Source organism: Stenotrophomonas sp. 112478_Sma, from assembly GCF_056479905.1.
In genome coordinates, this window is record NZ_CM151072.1 from 3593782 (window position 1) to 3609121 (window position 15340).

14 protein-coding genes are annotated in these 15340 nt (G+C 67.8%); 9 read left to right on the forward strand and 5 right to left on the reverse strand.

The features are described from left to right. Nucleotides 1-21: 21 nt before the first annotated feature. Together phbB and ACZK08_RS16325 are read left to right on the forward strand one after the other, a co-directional pair. A complete protein-coding gene (gene phbB / locus ACZK08_RS16320) occupies nt 22-762 on the forward strand; it encodes an acetoacetyl-CoA reductase (protein WP_053517420.1) in 741 nt (246 codons plus the stop codon). A 140-nt stretch (nt 763-902) separates the two neighbouring features. Next, the gene (locus tag ACZK08_RS16325) at nt 903-3179 is read left to right on the forward strand and encodes a TonB-dependent receptor (RefSeq protein WP_478452273.1); all 2277 of its coding nucleotides are present in this window, start codon (nt 903-905) and stop codon (nt 3177-3179) included. An 81-nt stretch (nt 3180-3260) separates the two neighbouring features. On the opposite strand, the gene ACZK08_RS16330 is transcribed toward ACZK08_RS16325, so the two are convergent. Together ACZK08_RS16330 and rsgA are read right to left on the reverse strand one after the other, a co-directional pair. Then, entirely contained in the window at nt 3261-4514 is a 1254-nt protein-coding gene (locus tag ACZK08_RS16330) for a flavohemoglobin expression-modulating QEGLA motif protein (protein ID WP_065175125.1), read from the reverse strand. Between the two features lie 124 nt (nt 4515-4638). After that, a complete protein-coding gene (gene rsgA / locus ACZK08_RS16335) occupies nt 4639-5748 on the reverse strand; it encodes a ribosome small subunit-dependent GTPase A (RefSeq protein ID WP_065181729.1) in 1110 nt (369 codons plus the stop codon). Between the two features lie 115 nt (nt 5749-5863). Between rsgA and ACZK08_RS16340 the strand changes: the two genes are divergently transcribed. Genes ACZK08_RS16340 through ACZK08_RS16350 form a run of 3 tightly spaced genes read left to right on the forward strand, consistent with a single transcriptional unit; the run spans nt 5864 to nt 8480 of the window. Continuing rightward, nucleotides 5864-7138 (forward strand): pyridoxal phosphate-dependent aminotransferase, encoded by a 1275-nt coding sequence (locus tag ACZK08_RS16340; protein WP_065175207.1) that lies wholly within the window; start codon nt 5864-5866, stop codon nt 7136-7138. A gap of 3 nt (nt 7139-7141) precedes the next feature. Continuing rightward, nucleotides 7142-7759: an SGNH/GDSL hydrolase family protein gene (locus ACZK08_RS16345; protein WP_065175127.1), complete on the forward strand. Its 618-nt coding sequence runs from the start codon at nt 7142-7144 to the stop codon at nt 7757-7759. A 4-nt stretch (nt 7760-7763) separates the two neighbouring features. After that, a complete protein-coding gene (locus ACZK08_RS16350; RefSeq protein ID WP_065181730.1) occupies nt 7764-8480 on the forward strand; it encodes a class I SAM-dependent methyltransferase in 717 nt (238 codons plus the stop codon). Between the two features lie 88 nt (nt 8481-8568). On the opposite strand, the gene ACZK08_RS16355 is transcribed toward ACZK08_RS16350, so the two are convergent. Further along, a complete protein-coding gene (locus ACZK08_RS16355; RefSeq protein WP_065181731.1) occupies nt 8569-9348 on the reverse strand; it encodes a polysaccharide deacetylase family protein in 780 nt (259 codons plus the stop codon). A 60-nt stretch (nt 9349-9408) separates the two neighbouring features. On the opposite strand from ACZK08_RS16355, the gene grxD reads away from it, so the two are divergent. Next, entirely contained in the window at nt 9409-10335 is a 927-nt protein-coding gene (grxD, locus tag ACZK08_RS16360; RefSeq protein WP_053517428.1) for a Grx4 family monothiol glutaredoxin, read from the forward strand. Nucleotides 10336-10422: 87 nt separating this feature from the next. Here the strand turns inward: grxD and ACZK08_RS16365 are convergent, their stop codons facing one another. Together ACZK08_RS16365 and ACZK08_RS16370 are read right to left on the reverse strand one after the other, a co-directional pair. Continuing rightward, nucleotides 10423-10962, reverse strand: coding sequence for a DUF924 family protein (locus ACZK08_RS16365; RefSeq protein WP_065175129.1), 540 nt, complete (start codon nt 10960-10962; stop codon nt 10423-10425). Between the two features lie 43 nt (nt 10963-11005). Next, a complete protein-coding gene (locus ACZK08_RS16370; protein WP_065181732.1) occupies nt 11006-11782 on the reverse strand; it encodes an AMP nucleosidase in 777 nt (258 codons plus the stop codon). A gap of 151 nt (nt 11783-11933) precedes the next feature. Here ACZK08_RS16370 and ACZK08_RS16375 point away from each other — a divergent pair, with 151 nt between their 5' ends. From ACZK08_RS16375 to ACZK08_RS16385, 3 genes are read left to right on the forward strand one after another with little or no spacing between them, the layout of a single operon-like run. Next, on the forward strand, nt 11934-13343 hold the full coding sequence (locus ACZK08_RS16375; RefSeq protein ID WP_065181733.1) for an amidohydrolase: 1410 nt from the start codon (nt 11934-11936) through the stop codon (nt 13341-13343). A gap of 11 nt (nt 13344-13354) precedes the next feature. After that, the gene (locus ACZK08_RS16380) at nt 13355-14623 is read left to right on the forward strand and encodes an amidohydrolase family protein (RefSeq protein WP_155761017.1); all 1269 of its coding nucleotides are present in this window, start codon (nt 13355-13357) and stop codon (nt 14621-14623) included. 17 nt (nt 14624-14640) lie between these two features. Then, complete coding sequence (locus tag ACZK08_RS16385; protein ID WP_065181734.1) at nt 14641-15273, forward strand: 2-hydroxychromene-2-carboxylate isomerase; 633 nt, start codon at nt 14641-14643, stop codon at nt 15271-15273. The last annotated feature ends 67 nt before the right edge of the window (nt 15274-15340 follow it).

The following is a 15340-nucleotide window of genomic DNA, read 5'->3' on the forward strand; positions in this document are numbered from 1 at the left end:
GTTACCAAGGAGCGTTCCGCAATGACTCTTCGCATCGCTTACGTCACCAGCGGCATGGGCAGTGTCGGCACTGCCATCTGCCAGAGCCTGGCCCGCGCCGGCCATACGGTTGTTGCCGGCTGTGCGCCGAACTCGCCGCGCAAGGCCAACTGGCTGCGCGAGCAGCGCGAGCAGGGCTTTGACTTCATCGCCTCCGAGGGCAATGCCACCGACTGGGCCTCGACCAGCGCCGCCTTCGCCAAAGTGCGCGCGGAAGTGGGTGAAGTGGACGTGCTGGTCAACAACTCCGGCGGCAGCCGCGACCTGCTGTTCCGGCAGATGACGGTGGAGGACTGGAATGCGGTGATCGCCTCCAACCTCAACGCGCTCTTCAACCTGACCAAGCAGGTGGTCGATGGCATGGCCACGCGGGGCTGGGGACGCATCATCAACATCGGTTCGGTCAGCGCCCACAAGGGGCAGATCGGCCAGGTGAACTACGCCACCGCCAAGGCCGCCATGCATGGCTTCAGCCGGGCGCTTGCCGCTGAAGTAGCGTCACGCGGAGTGACGGTCAACACGCTCTCGCCGGGCTACATCGCCAGCCAGGCCATCAGCAGTTTCCCCCCGGATGTCCTGGACCGCCTGGCCGCATCGGTGCCGGTACGGCGCCTGGGCCGTCCGGAAGAAGTCGCCGGCCTGTGCGCCTGGCTGGCCTCGGACGAGGCGTCGTATGTGACCGGCGCCGATTATCCGGTCAATGGTGGGCTGTACATGGGCTAATGAGCCGCCCTGGGTGCGCCGCCAACGCGGCGGCGCGTACCCGCATGGGTGTTCCGTAAAGAAGCTTTCATGTTCCGTTCGCATAGTGGGGCGGCATCGCGCACGCACGCCGGTGCCCATCCCCCATGCAACGGACCACCATGCAGACTCGACACCTGACGATCGCCGTAGCGATCGCGCTTTCCGCCGCTGCCAGCGCCTCCGCCGCCGATACCGACGCCGCGCCCAGCGCGCAGACGCTGGATACCGTCTCGGTGATCGGCCAGGGCGAGACCCGTCAGGTGCAGCGCATCACCAGCGTCGACAAGCAGGTGCTCCCGCCAGGCACCAGCGGCCAGAAGATCCTCGATCGGTTGCCGGGCGTCTCGGTGCAGTCCAACGATGCGTTCGGCGCCAATGAGGAATCGCAGACCATCAGCCTGCGCGGATTCGACAAGAGCCGGCTGGGCTATACCCTCGATGGCATTCCGCTGGGCGACAACAGCTACGGCAACTACAACGGCCTGAGCATCGCCCGTGCGCTGATCGCCGAAAACCTGGCCGGCGCCGAGCTGTCGCAGGGCATCGGTTCACTCGGCGTGGCCTCGACCAGCAATCTCGGCGGCACCATCCAGTACTTCTCGTCCGATCCGTCCACCGAGTTCGGCGGCCGTGCCAGCGTCACCGTCGGCGACGACAATCAGCGCCGTGGTTACCTGCGCGTGGATACGGGCGACCTCAACGGCTTCTCTGCGTATGTCTCCGGCGTTCACCAGGACCAGGACATGTGGGCCGCGCCGCATCAGAACCAGACCACCCGCCAGTTCAATGCCAAGGCCGTGTGGAACGTGGGCGACCATCGTTTTGGCGCGTTCGTGGCGACCTCGCGTGCCAGCCAGGCCAACTACGCCTACCTGTCCAAGGACATGCTGGCCAGGGGCCTGGGCTGGGACTGGAACATCTATGCGCCGGACTGGAACCGCGCGGTGGCCGCCGCCTACTGCGCGCCGGCTACGCGTGATCCGGCGCGATGTGCCTACAGCGGCGGCGTGACCAGCATCGACGATGCGTACTACCAGAGCCGTGCGCTGCGCGATGACAACCTGTACTCGATCGATGCCGACCTTCGCCTGGGCGAGCAGGGCCGCCTGAAGCTGCTGGCCTACCACCATGACAACCGCGGCCAGGGTCACTGGTGGGCGCCGGGCCAGCCGTCCTACCCCGGCACCGACCGGATGCTGCCGATCTCCATCCGCAGCACCAACTACACGATCAACCGCGACGGCGTGACCGCAGCGCTGTCATGGACGGCCGGCATCCACGAGCTGGAAGCCGGCCTGTGGTACGAGCAAAACGACCACAACGTGTCGCGCAATTTCTACTACATCAGCGGTCCGTTCCTGGACGACCTGTACCTGAAGAATCCGGACCGCCTGCTGTTCAACCAGGACTACGACATCCGCACGCAGCAGTTCTACGTGCAGGACCGCCTGCGCTTCCTCGACCAGCGCCTGACCGTTGATGTCGGCATCAAGAGCCCGAACACCCGCATGCGTGCCACGGCCCGCCCGGGCGTGGAAACCCGCCTGGCGTCCGGCACGCTGACGGCCAAGGAGTCGGTGCTGCCGCAGCTGGGCGTGGGCTTCAAGCTCAACGCCAACAACGAGCTGTTCGCCTCGTACGCCGAGAACATCGCCGCCTTCGTCGGTGGTGGCAGTGGCGGCCCGTTGCAGGTGGCACCGGAATCGTTCGCTGCCAGCGCCGACCTGGAACCGGAAAAGTCGAAGAGCCTGGAGGCCGGTTTCCGCACGTTCGGCGAGAAGTACCAGGCCTCGATCGCCGCCTACAACGTCACGTTCGACAACCGCCTGCTGTCACTGAACCCGTGCTCCAGCATCGAGGTGGGCACCCGCCCGGAGTGCGTGACACGCTTCATCAACGTCGGCTCGGTGAAGAGCCATGGCGCGGAACTGACCTTCATCCTCAAGCCGGTCGACGGTCTGCAGTGGTACAACGCGCTGTCCTGGAACAAGACCACCTACGAAGATGACTACATCTCCGGCGGCGCGGTGGTGCCGGTGGCCGGCAAGATCACGGTGGACACGCCGCAGCGCATGGCCTCCAGCGAAATCAGCTGGAACCGCGATGACTTCTTCGCCAGCCTGCGTGCCAAGTACACCGGCAAGCGTTATTACACCTACACCAACGATCAGTCGGTGCCGGGCGTGACCACCTTCGATGCGGGTGCCGGCTATGACTTCGGCCCTGGGCTGGGACTGCGCAACGTGCGGGTCTCGTTGAACGCGACCAATCTGACCAACAAGCGCTACGCCGGCCAGCTGAGCTCGTTCGCGCCGACCGACCCGGAAGGCAAGCGCTACGCGATCCACGCCAGCGCACCGCGGCAGGTGTTCATGACGGTGGCGGCAGAGTTCTAAGTCAGAAGCGGGCGCTGCGGCGCATCGAGTGTTCCTGCATGGCGCGGGCAGGCAGGCCCATGCAGGATCCGCCAACGCATGTCACTCCGGCGCCAGCTGGTCCATCCGTATCCGGTTGGCAAACAGCGAAAACGCCAGCATGCCGGCCAGGCCATTGGCCCGGCTGACCCAGTGCGGCAGCCAGCGTGGTGGCTTCAACACCCCGGCCTGGAACAACGGTGCGAACGCGATGGCGTCCTGCAGGCTCATCTTGCCCGCGAACAGCCACCGGCAGACCTGCAGGCGATCCTCGGCCAGCATGTGGCGGAAGAAGGTGTGCACCGATACCAGCCCGCGCAGGTACACGGTGTCCTTGGTGAAGGCCAGCCCGCCGCCGGGGGGCACCCCGCGGAACACGCGCTGGGCCGATGCGAAGCTCTCTTCCGGGTTCTGCCCGGCATCGCAGAAGTAGCGGAACACCTCGATGAAGTCGGCGCCCTCGCGGGCCATCGCGATGGCTTCGGTACGCAGGCTGATCCGCTTCAGGCGCTCGATGTCGATGCTGCCGGTGATCTGCTCGGCAAACGTGGCCAACCCTTCCTGGGTAGCCGTCACCCGGGGTGAGGACAAGGCCAGGCTGGGCAGCACCGGTTGCTCCCGGCCATTCAGCGCGGTCAGCGAATGCACCAGCGCTTCGTGATGGAACAGCTGTGCACGATCGTAGGCGCTGAAGCGCGCACTGGTACGCAGGCGGATCCGCGTCGGTCCGGCGGCCGCCTTGGACACCAGTTCCGGGTCCAGCTGCACCTGGATGATCCGCGATTCGAAGAAGGCATCCAGATCGTTCTGCAGCTGCAGTTGCAGCGCGATCGCAGACACCGGCACCTGTTCTTCCGGCGCCAGCAGTTCATGGTCCAGCTCGGCCGCGATCTGGATGAAATGGCGCGCTGCATCGCGCGTGCTCGGGCCATTGCCCGGCAAGGGCTGTTCGGGGGCGCCGAACAGCTGCACCGAACAGGTGTCCACCGCTGCGGTACCCAGGCCTTCCAGCAGGCGTGCGGCCAGGTCCCAGCTGTGCGCGGACTGCTGCACGTAGTGGCCCAACGGATGCCCCGCGTCGCAGTCGGCGGCGATGGCTGCCAAGGTGCGGCGTTCCTCGCTGAAATCCAGCTTCGGGTAGTCCACCTTCGGCAACTGCGGCTGCCCGCGCGCAACGCTGTCCAGGAACGGTGCCTGCACCGTCGCCGGCCAGCTGGTCAGGCCCAGCAGGCGGATGCCACCCACGGCCTCGACCAGCCGCGCATCGAGCGCCGCATGGTGGGCCACCTCGCGATCCAGCACGGCGGTCGTTTCCATGCGCGGACTATAGCGCCCTGCCAGGCCGTGCGCTGTCCACCGCGGGCCCCGGCATCAGCGGAGGCGTTACCCCGGTATCCCGGGATGAATTTCCATGCAGCCGCGCCCATGGCCGGCTGCCTCATCAACGACGTCGCGGCTTTCCTGCCGGACGGAACTGCTGGCCCTTGCCTTTCCTGCCACCACGTTCCTGCGCGGTCTCGGCCTGGCGCACGGCCAGCTTGGCGGCGGCGGCCGCCACTTCTTCCTTCAACTTGAAGTAGTTCAGCAGCCGGCTTTCCTCGATCTCACCCGCGTCGATGGCCGCCCGTACCGCACAACCGGGCTCCTGGTGATGCGAGCAGTCGCGGAAGCGGCACTGTTCGGCCAGTGCTTCGATATCGGCGAAGCCCCCTTCGGCCAGCGTCTCCTCGCCGGTCGGCTTGAGCTCGCGCATGCCGGGCGTGTCGATCAGGCAGGCGCCGGTCGGCAACGGCATCAGCGCACGATGAGTGGTGGTATGACGCCCGCGTGAGTCGTTGGCGCGCACCGCATTGGTCTTCATCCGCTGCTCGCCAAGCAGCGTGTTGGTCAGCGTGGATTTGCCGGCGCCGGAGGAGCCCACCAGCACCACGGTGCGGCCCGGGCCCAACCACGGCTGCAGCACAGCCACGCTGTCAGCATCCAGGCCATTGATGGCATGCAGGGCGATCCCCTGCATTTCCAGTTCTTCCAGCACCGCCAGCGCATCTTCGCTGTATTCGGTCTGGTCGGCCTTGGTCAGCACCACCACCGGTTCGGCACCGCCGCCGCCCACCAGCAACAGGTAGCGCTCGATACGGCGCGGATTGAAGTCCGCATCCAGCCCGCAGACGATGAACACCGTATCGATGTTGGCCGCGATCACCTGCTGGTGATAATGCTCGCCGGCGGCACCGCGCTTGATCGCGGTGCGACGTGGCAGCAGCGCCAGGATGCGGATGCCGTCGAGCAGCACCCAGTCGCCGACCGCCGGCCGCTCATGGCTGGGAAAGCGTGGCCGCTGCCATTCCGGCAGCGATTCGGCCTTGATCGCAGCGTCAGGGGCGTCGGCCACGACATAGTGCGTACGGTGCTGCTCGATCACCCGGGCCGGGCGGGCCTGCGGGTGCTCGGCCATCATGGCCTGCCAGTCGGCCTGCTGCGCCGGGCCCGGCCAGGGCCAGCCGATGGTCTGCAGGGCGGTGAAATCGGGGGTCTGGGTCATCGCCTCCATTCTACCCGTGCCAACGCCGCTCCAGCCCAGCAGCGGCGGGCCCTGGGGGCCTTGCCATGCAGTGCAGCAATTCCGCTACCATGGAACCTCCATGCCATCCGACGGCTCACCGACCATGTCAACCTCCGCGCCCAAGCCCCTGGCCACCCGCGAGCGCCTTTCCGAAGTGCGCTACGAAATCCGCGGAGAACTGGCCCGGCGAGCCCGGGAGCTGGAGGCGCAGGGCCGCAAGCTGATCAAGCTCAACATCGGCAACCCCGGCAATTTCGGCTTCCGCGCCCCGGAACACCTGCAGCGCGCGATCGCCGACGACATGGGTCGCACCGATCCCTATACCCACCAGCAGGGCCTGCCGGTGGCGCGCGAGGCGATCGCCGCCTACTACACCCGTCGCGGCGCTCCCGACGCACACCCGGACCGTGTGTTCGTCGGCAACGGCGTCAGCGAACTGATCGACCTGTCGCTGCGTGCGCTGCTCAACCCCGGCGATGAAGTGCTGGTGCCCTCCCCGGACTACCCGTTGTGGTCGGCCTCCACCATCCTCAACGACGGCCGGCCGGTTTACTACCGTTGCGCCGCCGAGAACGGCTTCCAGCCGGACCCGAGCGAGATCGAGACCCTGGTGTCCTCGCGCACCCGCGCGATCGTGCTGATCAATCCGAACAATCCCAGTGGCGCCAGCTACCCGCGCGAACTGCTTGAACGCGTGGTGGACATCGCGCGCCGGCACAACCTGCTGCTGCTGGTCGACGAGATCTACGACCAGATCCTGTATGACGAGGCGGTGTTCCAGCCAGTCGCACCGCTGGCGGGCGACCATCCGTGCCTGACCTTCAGCGGGCTGAGCAAGGTGCATCGCGCCTGCGGCTGGCGCGTGGGTTGGGCGCACCTCAGCGGCGATGACGCACGCCTGGGCGACTTCCGCGCGGCGATGGACCTGCTCAGCGCGCTGCGCCTGTGCGCCAATGTGCCCGGCCAGTACGCCATCGAGGCTGCGGTGAACGGGCCCGACACCATTTCGGCACTGTGTGCCCCGGGCGGGCGCCTGTACGAAACCCGCCGCGCGGTGATCGAAGCATGCGAGGCCAGCGAGCATCTGTCGCTGGTGGCCCCCGCCGGCGCGCTGTATGCCTTCCCGGCGGTGGTCGGCGCTGCCGCCAAGGGCTTCGACGATCACACCTTCGCCCTGGACCTGATGGACAACGAGGGCGTGCTGGTGGTGCCAGGTTCCAGCTTCAACGTGCCCTACCGCAACCACTTCCGCGTAACCCTGCTGCCGGAGGCCTCGGTGATGCGCGATGTGTTCGCCCGCATCGACCGCGTGCTGGCCCGCCGCGCCGAGGATGCAACCAAGGTCGTACCGATCAAGCCACGCCGTTCGGTGGCCTGAGTCGTGGGCTTGTCCTATCTGGCGCTGGGCGACTCCTACACCATCGGTGAGGCCGTCGCGGTCGAAGGCCGCTGGCCCCATCAGCTGGCCGCCGCGATGCGCGCACAGGGCGTCGCGCTGGCCGATCCGCAGACCATCGCCACCACCGGCTGGACCACGGACGAGCTCGATGCCGGCATCGACGAGGCCGCCCCGCAGGGGCCGTTCGACTTCGTCAGTCTGCTGATCGGGGTCAACAACCAGTACCGCGGCCGCCCGCTCGACGAATACCGCACGCAGTTCCAGGCCCTGCTGCAGCGCGCGATCGGTTTTGCCGGCGGCCGTACCGATCGGGTGCTGGTGCTGTCGTTTCCCGATTGGGGCGTGACGCCGTTCGGCGCCAGCAGCGGCCGACACCGTGGCCGCATCGGCATCGAAACCGACGCGTTCAACGCGGCTGCGGAGCAGGTCTGCAGTGGCCTCGGCGTCGACTTCGTCGACATCACCGACATCAGCCGCGTCCACGGTCACGACCCGGCGATGATCGCCGAAGACGGTCTGCACCCCTCCGCGCGCATGTATGCGTTGTGGAGCGAGCGCGCCTTGCCGGTCGCCCTGCGCCGGCTCGGCGACGCCGGCTGACCCGATGGACGGCACGCCACGGAATGGCACGCCCCTGCCCTGCTCCCCGCTGACCTCCCCGCAGGCCCGCGCGATCGCCGAGGCGTTCCGACCTGCACAGGCCTGGGGCAGCCGCCGCGACTATTACTACACCCGCGGCAAACTCGGCAGCGATCCGTTGTACGACGGCGTGCTGCAACAGCTGCCCGAGGATGGCCAGCCGGTGCTGGACCTGGGTTGCGGACTGGGCCTGTTCGCGCATGTGCTGCGCCAGCGCGGGCGCGGCCAGCCCTATCTCGGGGTGGACGTGGACGCCGCCAAGATCGAGCGGGCGCGGCAAGCCGGTGAAGGCCTGCCGGCCGTGCGCTTCGAATGCCTGGATGTGCAGGCTGCGCTGCCGTCGCACGTCGGTCATGTACTGCTGCTGGACGTAGTGCAGTACCTGGATGCCGGACCGCAGCAGACGCTGCTGCGTGCCGCAAGCGCGCGGGTGTCCCCCGGAGGACGGCTGCTGCTGCGCACGCCGCTGGCGACCGGTGATGGCCGGGACCGCACCACGCGGGTCGCGGACCGCCTTGCCTGGCTGGTGGGCTGGATGGGTACCCGCCCGCGGCACTATCCCCAGCCGAAGACCCTGCTGGCGACACTGAGCGAAGCGGGATTGCGCGTCGCCGCACCACGGCCGCTGCACGGGCGCACACCGTTCAACAGCTGGCTGGTGGTGGCCGAACGGCCTGAGTGACGCCGGGCGTGGCCCGGCGCTACCGGATGCCTGCCCACCCCTTGGTAGCGCCGGGCCGTGCCCGGCGGATTCCGTGCGCGCCGCTGCGCTATACCGAAGGCAGCGTTGCCTTCAATCCACGCTGATCCAGTGCCTGCAGCACGCGTTCGATGATTACCAGGTTGTGGCCATGGGCGGCCCCCTCATGCAGCAGCACGATGGCGCCCGGGCGAAGATCCGGCAGCAGGCGCTCCAGCACGCGCTCGGGCGTACAGCCGACACCATCGAAGCCGCGGGCGCTCCATCCCACCCGCACCAGGCCCAGGCGGCGCAGCACCGGGCCCACGAACGGATTGGTCATGCCCACCACCGACCGGTACCAGCGCACCGGCGTGCCCGACAATGCCTGCAGCGCATGCTGGCAGCCTTCGATCTCCGCACGCATCGCCTTCGGTCCCAGTCGCCAGAAGCGCGCCTGCGGATGGCTGAAGCTGTGGTTGCCCAGATCGTGCCCGCGGCGCAGGATCTCGGCCACCAGCGCCGGCTGGGCCAGCGCCCGCTCGCCCACCAGGAAGAATGTCGCCCGCGCCTGATGCCGATCCAGCAGATCAAGCACGGCCAGCGTGTCCGCACCGGGACCGTCATCGATGGTCAGCCAGACCGCGTCGTCCGCCTGCGCCAGGCGGCTCAGCACCGGCGTGTAGAAGCGGCTGTTGGGCAGGAACACCGGCACGATGAACAGCGCGTGGCTGGCCACCATCAGCGGCAGACCCCAGTGCCATCCCGCCAGCACCCAGGCCAGGATCACCGCCAACTGCGACGCCACCAGCCAGGGCAGCCAGCGCCATGGCCGGGGCGGAATGCGATGCAATGTTCCTGCGCTGCTCATACCCCATGATGCCATGAGGGGTAGAATCGAAGATTCGAATTACTGGACCCCCGACTTCCCATGTCTCTCGATCCTGCCCTGCGTTCGCGCATCGAATCCCTCCTCAACGCCAACCGCGTCGTGCTGTTCATGAAGGGCCAGCCGTCGATGCCGCAGTGCGGCTTCTCGGCCAAGGCCGTGGGCGCGCTGCAGGACCTGGGCGTCGAGTTCGCTCACGTCAACGTGCTGGCCGACCAGGAAATCCGTGAAGGCATCAAGGCCTACGGCGACTGGCCGACCATCCCGCAGCTGTACATCGACGGCGAACTGGTCGGTGGCAGCGACATCGTGCTGCAGATGGCCGCCAGCGGCGAACTGAGCAGCGTGCTGGGCCTGCCCGCACCGGACCGTACCCCGCCGCGCATCACCGTCACCCCGGCCGCGGTGGAGATGCTCAAGGGCGCGCTGGCCGACGCCCCGGGCGCCGCCCTGCAGCTGAGCATCGATGCAGGCTTCCAGCCCAACTTCCAGCTCGCTCCGCATGACGAGGCTGCGATCGCCGCCGAATCCAATGGACTGCGCGTGCAGTTCGACCTGGCCAGCGCGCGCCGTGCCGAAGGCATCACCATCGACTGGGTGGACGACATCCGCGGCAAGGGCCTGGCCATCGACAACCCGAATGCGCCCAAGCCGGTGCAGGAAATCAGCGTGCGCGACGCCGACGACCTGGTGCGCGCCGGCAACGCGATCCTGGTGGACGTACGCCCGGCTGACGAGCGCGCCATCGCCGCCGTCGGCGTGCCGTTCAAGGTGTTCGACGGCAACGGCCGCGCCGAGCTGGAAGCACTGCCGAAGGACACCGCACTGGCCTTCCTGTGCCACCACGGTGGTCGCAGTGCGCAGGCTGCCGAGCAGTTCCGCGCGCTTGGCTTCACCAAGGTCTTCAACATCACCGGCGGCATCAACGCCTGGTCCGAAGAGGTGGACAACGGCGTGCCGAAGTACTGATCGGCTGCAGCGCGGAACAGGAGAACGCCGGCGCACGCCGGCGTTTTCCGTTTCCTGCCTGTCCCGCGCGTGGCCGGCCCCGCCCGGTCAGCCGGCAAACCCGCCTTCGGCCAGGTAGTCCAGTTCCTCCGGCGTGGGAATGCGGCCCAGCACGGCGTTGCGGTGCGGGAAGCGGCCAAAACGGCGGATGATGTCGCGATGCAGGTCGGCGTACTGCAGGTATTCCTTGTCACCCAGCACGTCGAACATGGCCACCGAACGGTCCTGGTCCAGCGGATCCTCGGAATGCTCGAACGGCAGGTAGATGAAGGCCCGCAGCTTCGGAACCAGCTGCAGGTCCAGCCCTTCCTCGATGGCACGCATGGCGTAGTGCCGGGCCAGCCCATCGGTGGCGTAGGAGTGGGCGGTGCCACGGAAGCAGTTGCGCGGGAACTGGTCCAACAGCAGCATCAGGGCCAGCGCACCCTCGGCGCTGCCCAGCCAGTGTTCGCGCGCACGCGCGGCCGCAGCGAAATGCTCATCGAGGAACAATCGGCGGAACTGCGCGTCGAACGCATCGTCGCGGGCGAACCACTTCGCAGGGCCCGCCTCCTTCCAGAATTCCACCACCTGCGCGGCAACGTCCATTACCTACTCCCGGGCCCGGACGTCCCGCGCCCGGCCCTCATCATCATTCGTCGAAGCGCAGATGGCGGACCGACTTGCCGTTGCGCCGGATAAGCTTAAGCGCCTCGATGCCGATCTGGATATGGTTTTCCACGAACTGGGAGCTGACCTTGGCATCGGAGGCTTCGGTCTTGACCCCGTCGGGAATCATCGGCTGGTCCGAAACCAGCAGCAGGGCGCCGCTGGGGATGTGGTTGGCGAAGCCGGCGGCGAACACCGTGGCCGTTTCCATGTCGATGGCCATGCAGCGCATCGCGCGCAGCCGTTCCTTGAATGCCTCGTCGTGTTCCCAGACCCGCCGGTTGGTGGTGTAGACGGTACCGGTCCAGTAGTCGTACCCCAGATCGCGGATCATGGTCGAGACCGCGCGCTGCAGGGCGAAGGCCGGCAGTGCCGGTACTTCCGGTGGCAGATAGTCGCCCGAAGTGCCTTCACCACGGATCGCGGCGATCGGCAGCACCAGGTCGCCCAGCTGGTTCTTGCGCTTCAGGCCCCCGCACTTGCCCAGGAACAATACCGCCTTGGGCATCACCGCCGACAGCAGGTCCATGATGATCGCGGCATTGGGGCTGCCCATGCCGAAGTTGATCATCGTGATGCCATCGCTGGTGGCGCTGGCCATGGGCCGGTCCAGGCCGACGATGGGCGCACCGGTCAGTTCGGAGAAGGTGTGCAGGTAGCCGCCGAAGTTGGTCAGCAGGACGTGCGGGCCGAACTGGTCCAGGGGCACGCCGGTATAGCGCGGCAGCCAGTTGTCGACGATTTCCTGCTTGCTCTTCATGCTCGGTCCGGAACGGCGGGGACCGCCTATTTTCGGCCAGTGGGGCGACGCCGTCGAGGCACGCGGTCGCACCCTGTGAAGAAGGTCACTTGGCAAGCCCACCGCTGCCCGGCTAGCGTCAGCGGTTGCTTACGTAGCCGAGGGGATCTGCATGACGTCGACGTTGTTGCGCGCCGGGCTGGGGCTGGCGCTGGTTACGCTGGCCGCCGCGCCAGCACTGGGCGCCTCGCGCTTCATGGCCGATCCTTACCCCAGCACCTATCGGGCGCAGCCCGATGCGCCGGTGCTGATCCACAACGCAACGGTGCTGACCGGCACCGGCCAGCGCCTGGACAATGCCGACGTCCTGCTGCGTGAGGGCCGCATCGTTGCTGTCGGCCAGCAGCTGCAGGCCGAGGCCGATGTCACCCGCATCGACGCGCAGGGCAAGTGGGTCACCCCCGGGCTGATCGACGTGCACTCGCACCTGGGCGTATATCCAAGCCCGGGGGTGGGCGCCCACAGCGATGGCAACGAGATGACCGCACCGGTCACGGCCAATGTCTGGGCGGAGCATTCGGTGTGGCCGCAGGATCCCGGCTTCGCTGCCGCCCTGGCCGGCGGCGTGACCAGCATGCAGGTGCTGCCCGGCTCGGCCAACCTGGTCGGTGGCCGCGGCGTGACCCTGAAGAACGTTCCGGCCATCACCTACCAGGCGATGAAGTTTCCCGGCGCGCCGTGGGGCCTGAAGATGGCCTGCGGCGAGAACCCCAAACGCGTCTATGGCGAAGGCAAGGGTGTGACGCCTGCTACCCGGATGGGCAACGTCGCCGGCTACCGCGCAGCCTTCATCGATGCCGCCGACTACATCACCAAGAACACGCCCAAGGCAGCCAAGCGCAAGCGCTGGTTCGGCAGCGACAAAGGTGACAGCGCGGGCGATGCCGGTGGCAAGCGCGATCTCAAGCTGGACACCCTGGCCGGCGCGATCCAGGGCGACATCCGCGTGCACATCCACTGCTACCGTGCCGACGAAATGGCCACCATGCTCGATCTGGCCAAGGAATTCGGTTTCAAGGTGGCAGCGTTCCACCACGGCGTGGAGGCCTACAAGCTGGCCGACCGGCTGGCGGCGGACGGCGTCTGCGGTGCACTGTGGGCCGACTGGTGGGGCTTCAAGATGGAAGCCTTCGATGGCATCCCCGAGAACATCGCGCTGGTGGACCGGGCGAAGAACAGCTGCGCCATCGTCCATTCCGATTCGCCCGAAGGCATCCAGCGCCTGAACCAGGAAGCCGCCAAGGTCATGGCCGCCGCGCGCCGCGCACGCATGGCCCCGATCACTCCTGAACATGCGATCACCTGGATGACCGCCAATGCCGCCAAGGCGCTGGGCATCGAGCGCCAGACCGGCACGCTGGAGCCCGGCAAGATGGCCGACGTGGTGGTGTGGAACGGCAATCCCTTCAGCTCCTACGCATTGGCCGAGCAGGTCTATGTCGATGGCCGCCGCCTGTACGACCGCAGTGCGTTGCCGGCAACGCCGCAGTCGGACTTCCAGCTCGGGCAGGAGGTGCACTGATGGCCGGTTCCATGCAGATCGCAAGGTCTTCCAGCCGCAACCGGGCATGGCTCGGCGCTGCGATCATGGTGCTGGCAGCCATCACCGGCGCGGCATCGGCACAGGATCTGCTGGTGCGCGGCGCAACGGTTCACACCGCCGGCGCACGCGGCAGCCTGCAGCACGCCGATGTGCTGGTGCAGGGCGGCATCATCCGTGCCGTGGGTACGGGCCTGGCCGCACCGGCCGGCACGACCGTGGTTGAAGCCGATGGCCGCCCGCTCACGCCCGCGCTGTTCGGTGGCATCGCCGAGATCGGCATCGAGGAAGTCTCGGGAGAAGCGAGTACGGTCGACAGCAGCCTGAAGATCGGCGAGCAACCGCTGCGCCCGGAGTTCGACGTGACCCTGGCCTACAACCCCGCGTCGGTGCTCATTCCGGTGGCGCGACTGGAGGGCATCGGCTTCACCGCGCTGGGCGCCGTCACCGGCGGTGGCTTCGTGGCGGGCCAGGGTGGGGTGATGCGGCTCGATGGCAGCGCCGACCCGCTGGGTCCACGTGCGCTGTTCCTGCGGCTGGGCGCCGCAGCGTCGGAACTGACCGGTCATTCGCGTGCAGCACAGTGGATGCTGCTGCAGCAGATGGTGGATGAAGCGCGCGGCCAGGTCGCCGCCGATTCACCGCACGCCGTGCTGACACCGGCCGGTCGCCGCACACTGTCGCGCTATCTGGCCGGCCAGAGCCGCATCGTGGTTGAAATCGATCGCGCTGCCGATATCCGCCAGCTGCTGCGCTGGGCTGCACGTGAAAAGGTGAAGATCGCCCTGTCTGGAGCCAGCGAAGCCTGGCAGCTGGCGCCGGAGCTGGCTGCGGCCGGCGTGCCGGTGTTCGTCGACGTGCTGGCCAACCTGCCGGCCAGCTTCGACCAGATCGGCGCCACCCTGGAAAACGCGGCACGACTGCAGCGTGCGGGCGTGCCCGTCAGCTTCGTGCAACGTGGCGATGCCTCGCATAACGCACGCAAGATCCGCCAGCTCGCAGGCAATGCGGTAGCCCATGGCCTGCCCTGGGCCGACGGGCTGGCAGGCCTGACCCGGGTTCCCGCACAGGCGTTCGGGGTGGCCGACCAGATCGGCAGCATCGAGCCCGGCAAGCGCGCCGACCTGGTGCTTTGGGAAGGCGACCCGCTGGATGTGGCGCACTATGCCGAACAGGTCTGGATGGGCGGGCGGCCGATGCCGATGCGCTCGCGCCAGACCGACCTGCGCGACCGCTATCTGCAGCGCAACGCGCAGCCCTGACCGACGAGGAAAGCCCCATGGCCCCGCTGCACTGGTACTTCGATTTCGTCTCGCCCTACTCCTACCTGCATTGGCAGAAGGTCAAGCAACTGCCCCAGTTCGCACAGGTACAGCCGGTGCCGATCGCCTTCGGGGCGGTGCTGCAGCAGCTTGGCAATCTCGGCCCGGCCGAGATCCCGGCCAAGCGGCGCTTCATCTACCGCCAGTTGCTCTGGAACGCGCAGGCGGAAGGCGTGACGCTGCGCTTCCCGCCTGCCCACCCGTTCAACCCGCTGGCCGCTCTGCGGCTGTGCCTGGCCGCAGGCGGCGGCGCGCAGGCCGTGGACGTGCTGTTCGACTGGATCTGGCGCGAGGGCAACGCCGCCGACAGCGCCGAGGCGCTGCGCGAACCCGGCGCGCGGCTGGGCATCGCGGATGTGGCGGCCGCCACGGCAACCGCAGAGGTCAAGGAGCAGCTGCGGCGCAACACCGAGGCTGCGCTCGCGGCCGGCGTGTTCGGCGTACCGACCTTGGCCATCGGCGACGAGCTGTTCTGGGGCAATGACGCGCACCCGCTGATGGCCGCTGTGCTGGCCGATCCGGACCTGCTGAAGCAGCCGGAATGGCAGCGGGTGGAGGCCCTGCCGATCGCGGTACAGCGCAGACGCTGAACAGGGCGCCTGCGCTTCCCTCGCGCGCGGGCTCCCGTTTTGAGATATTTTTCACACTTCCGAACCA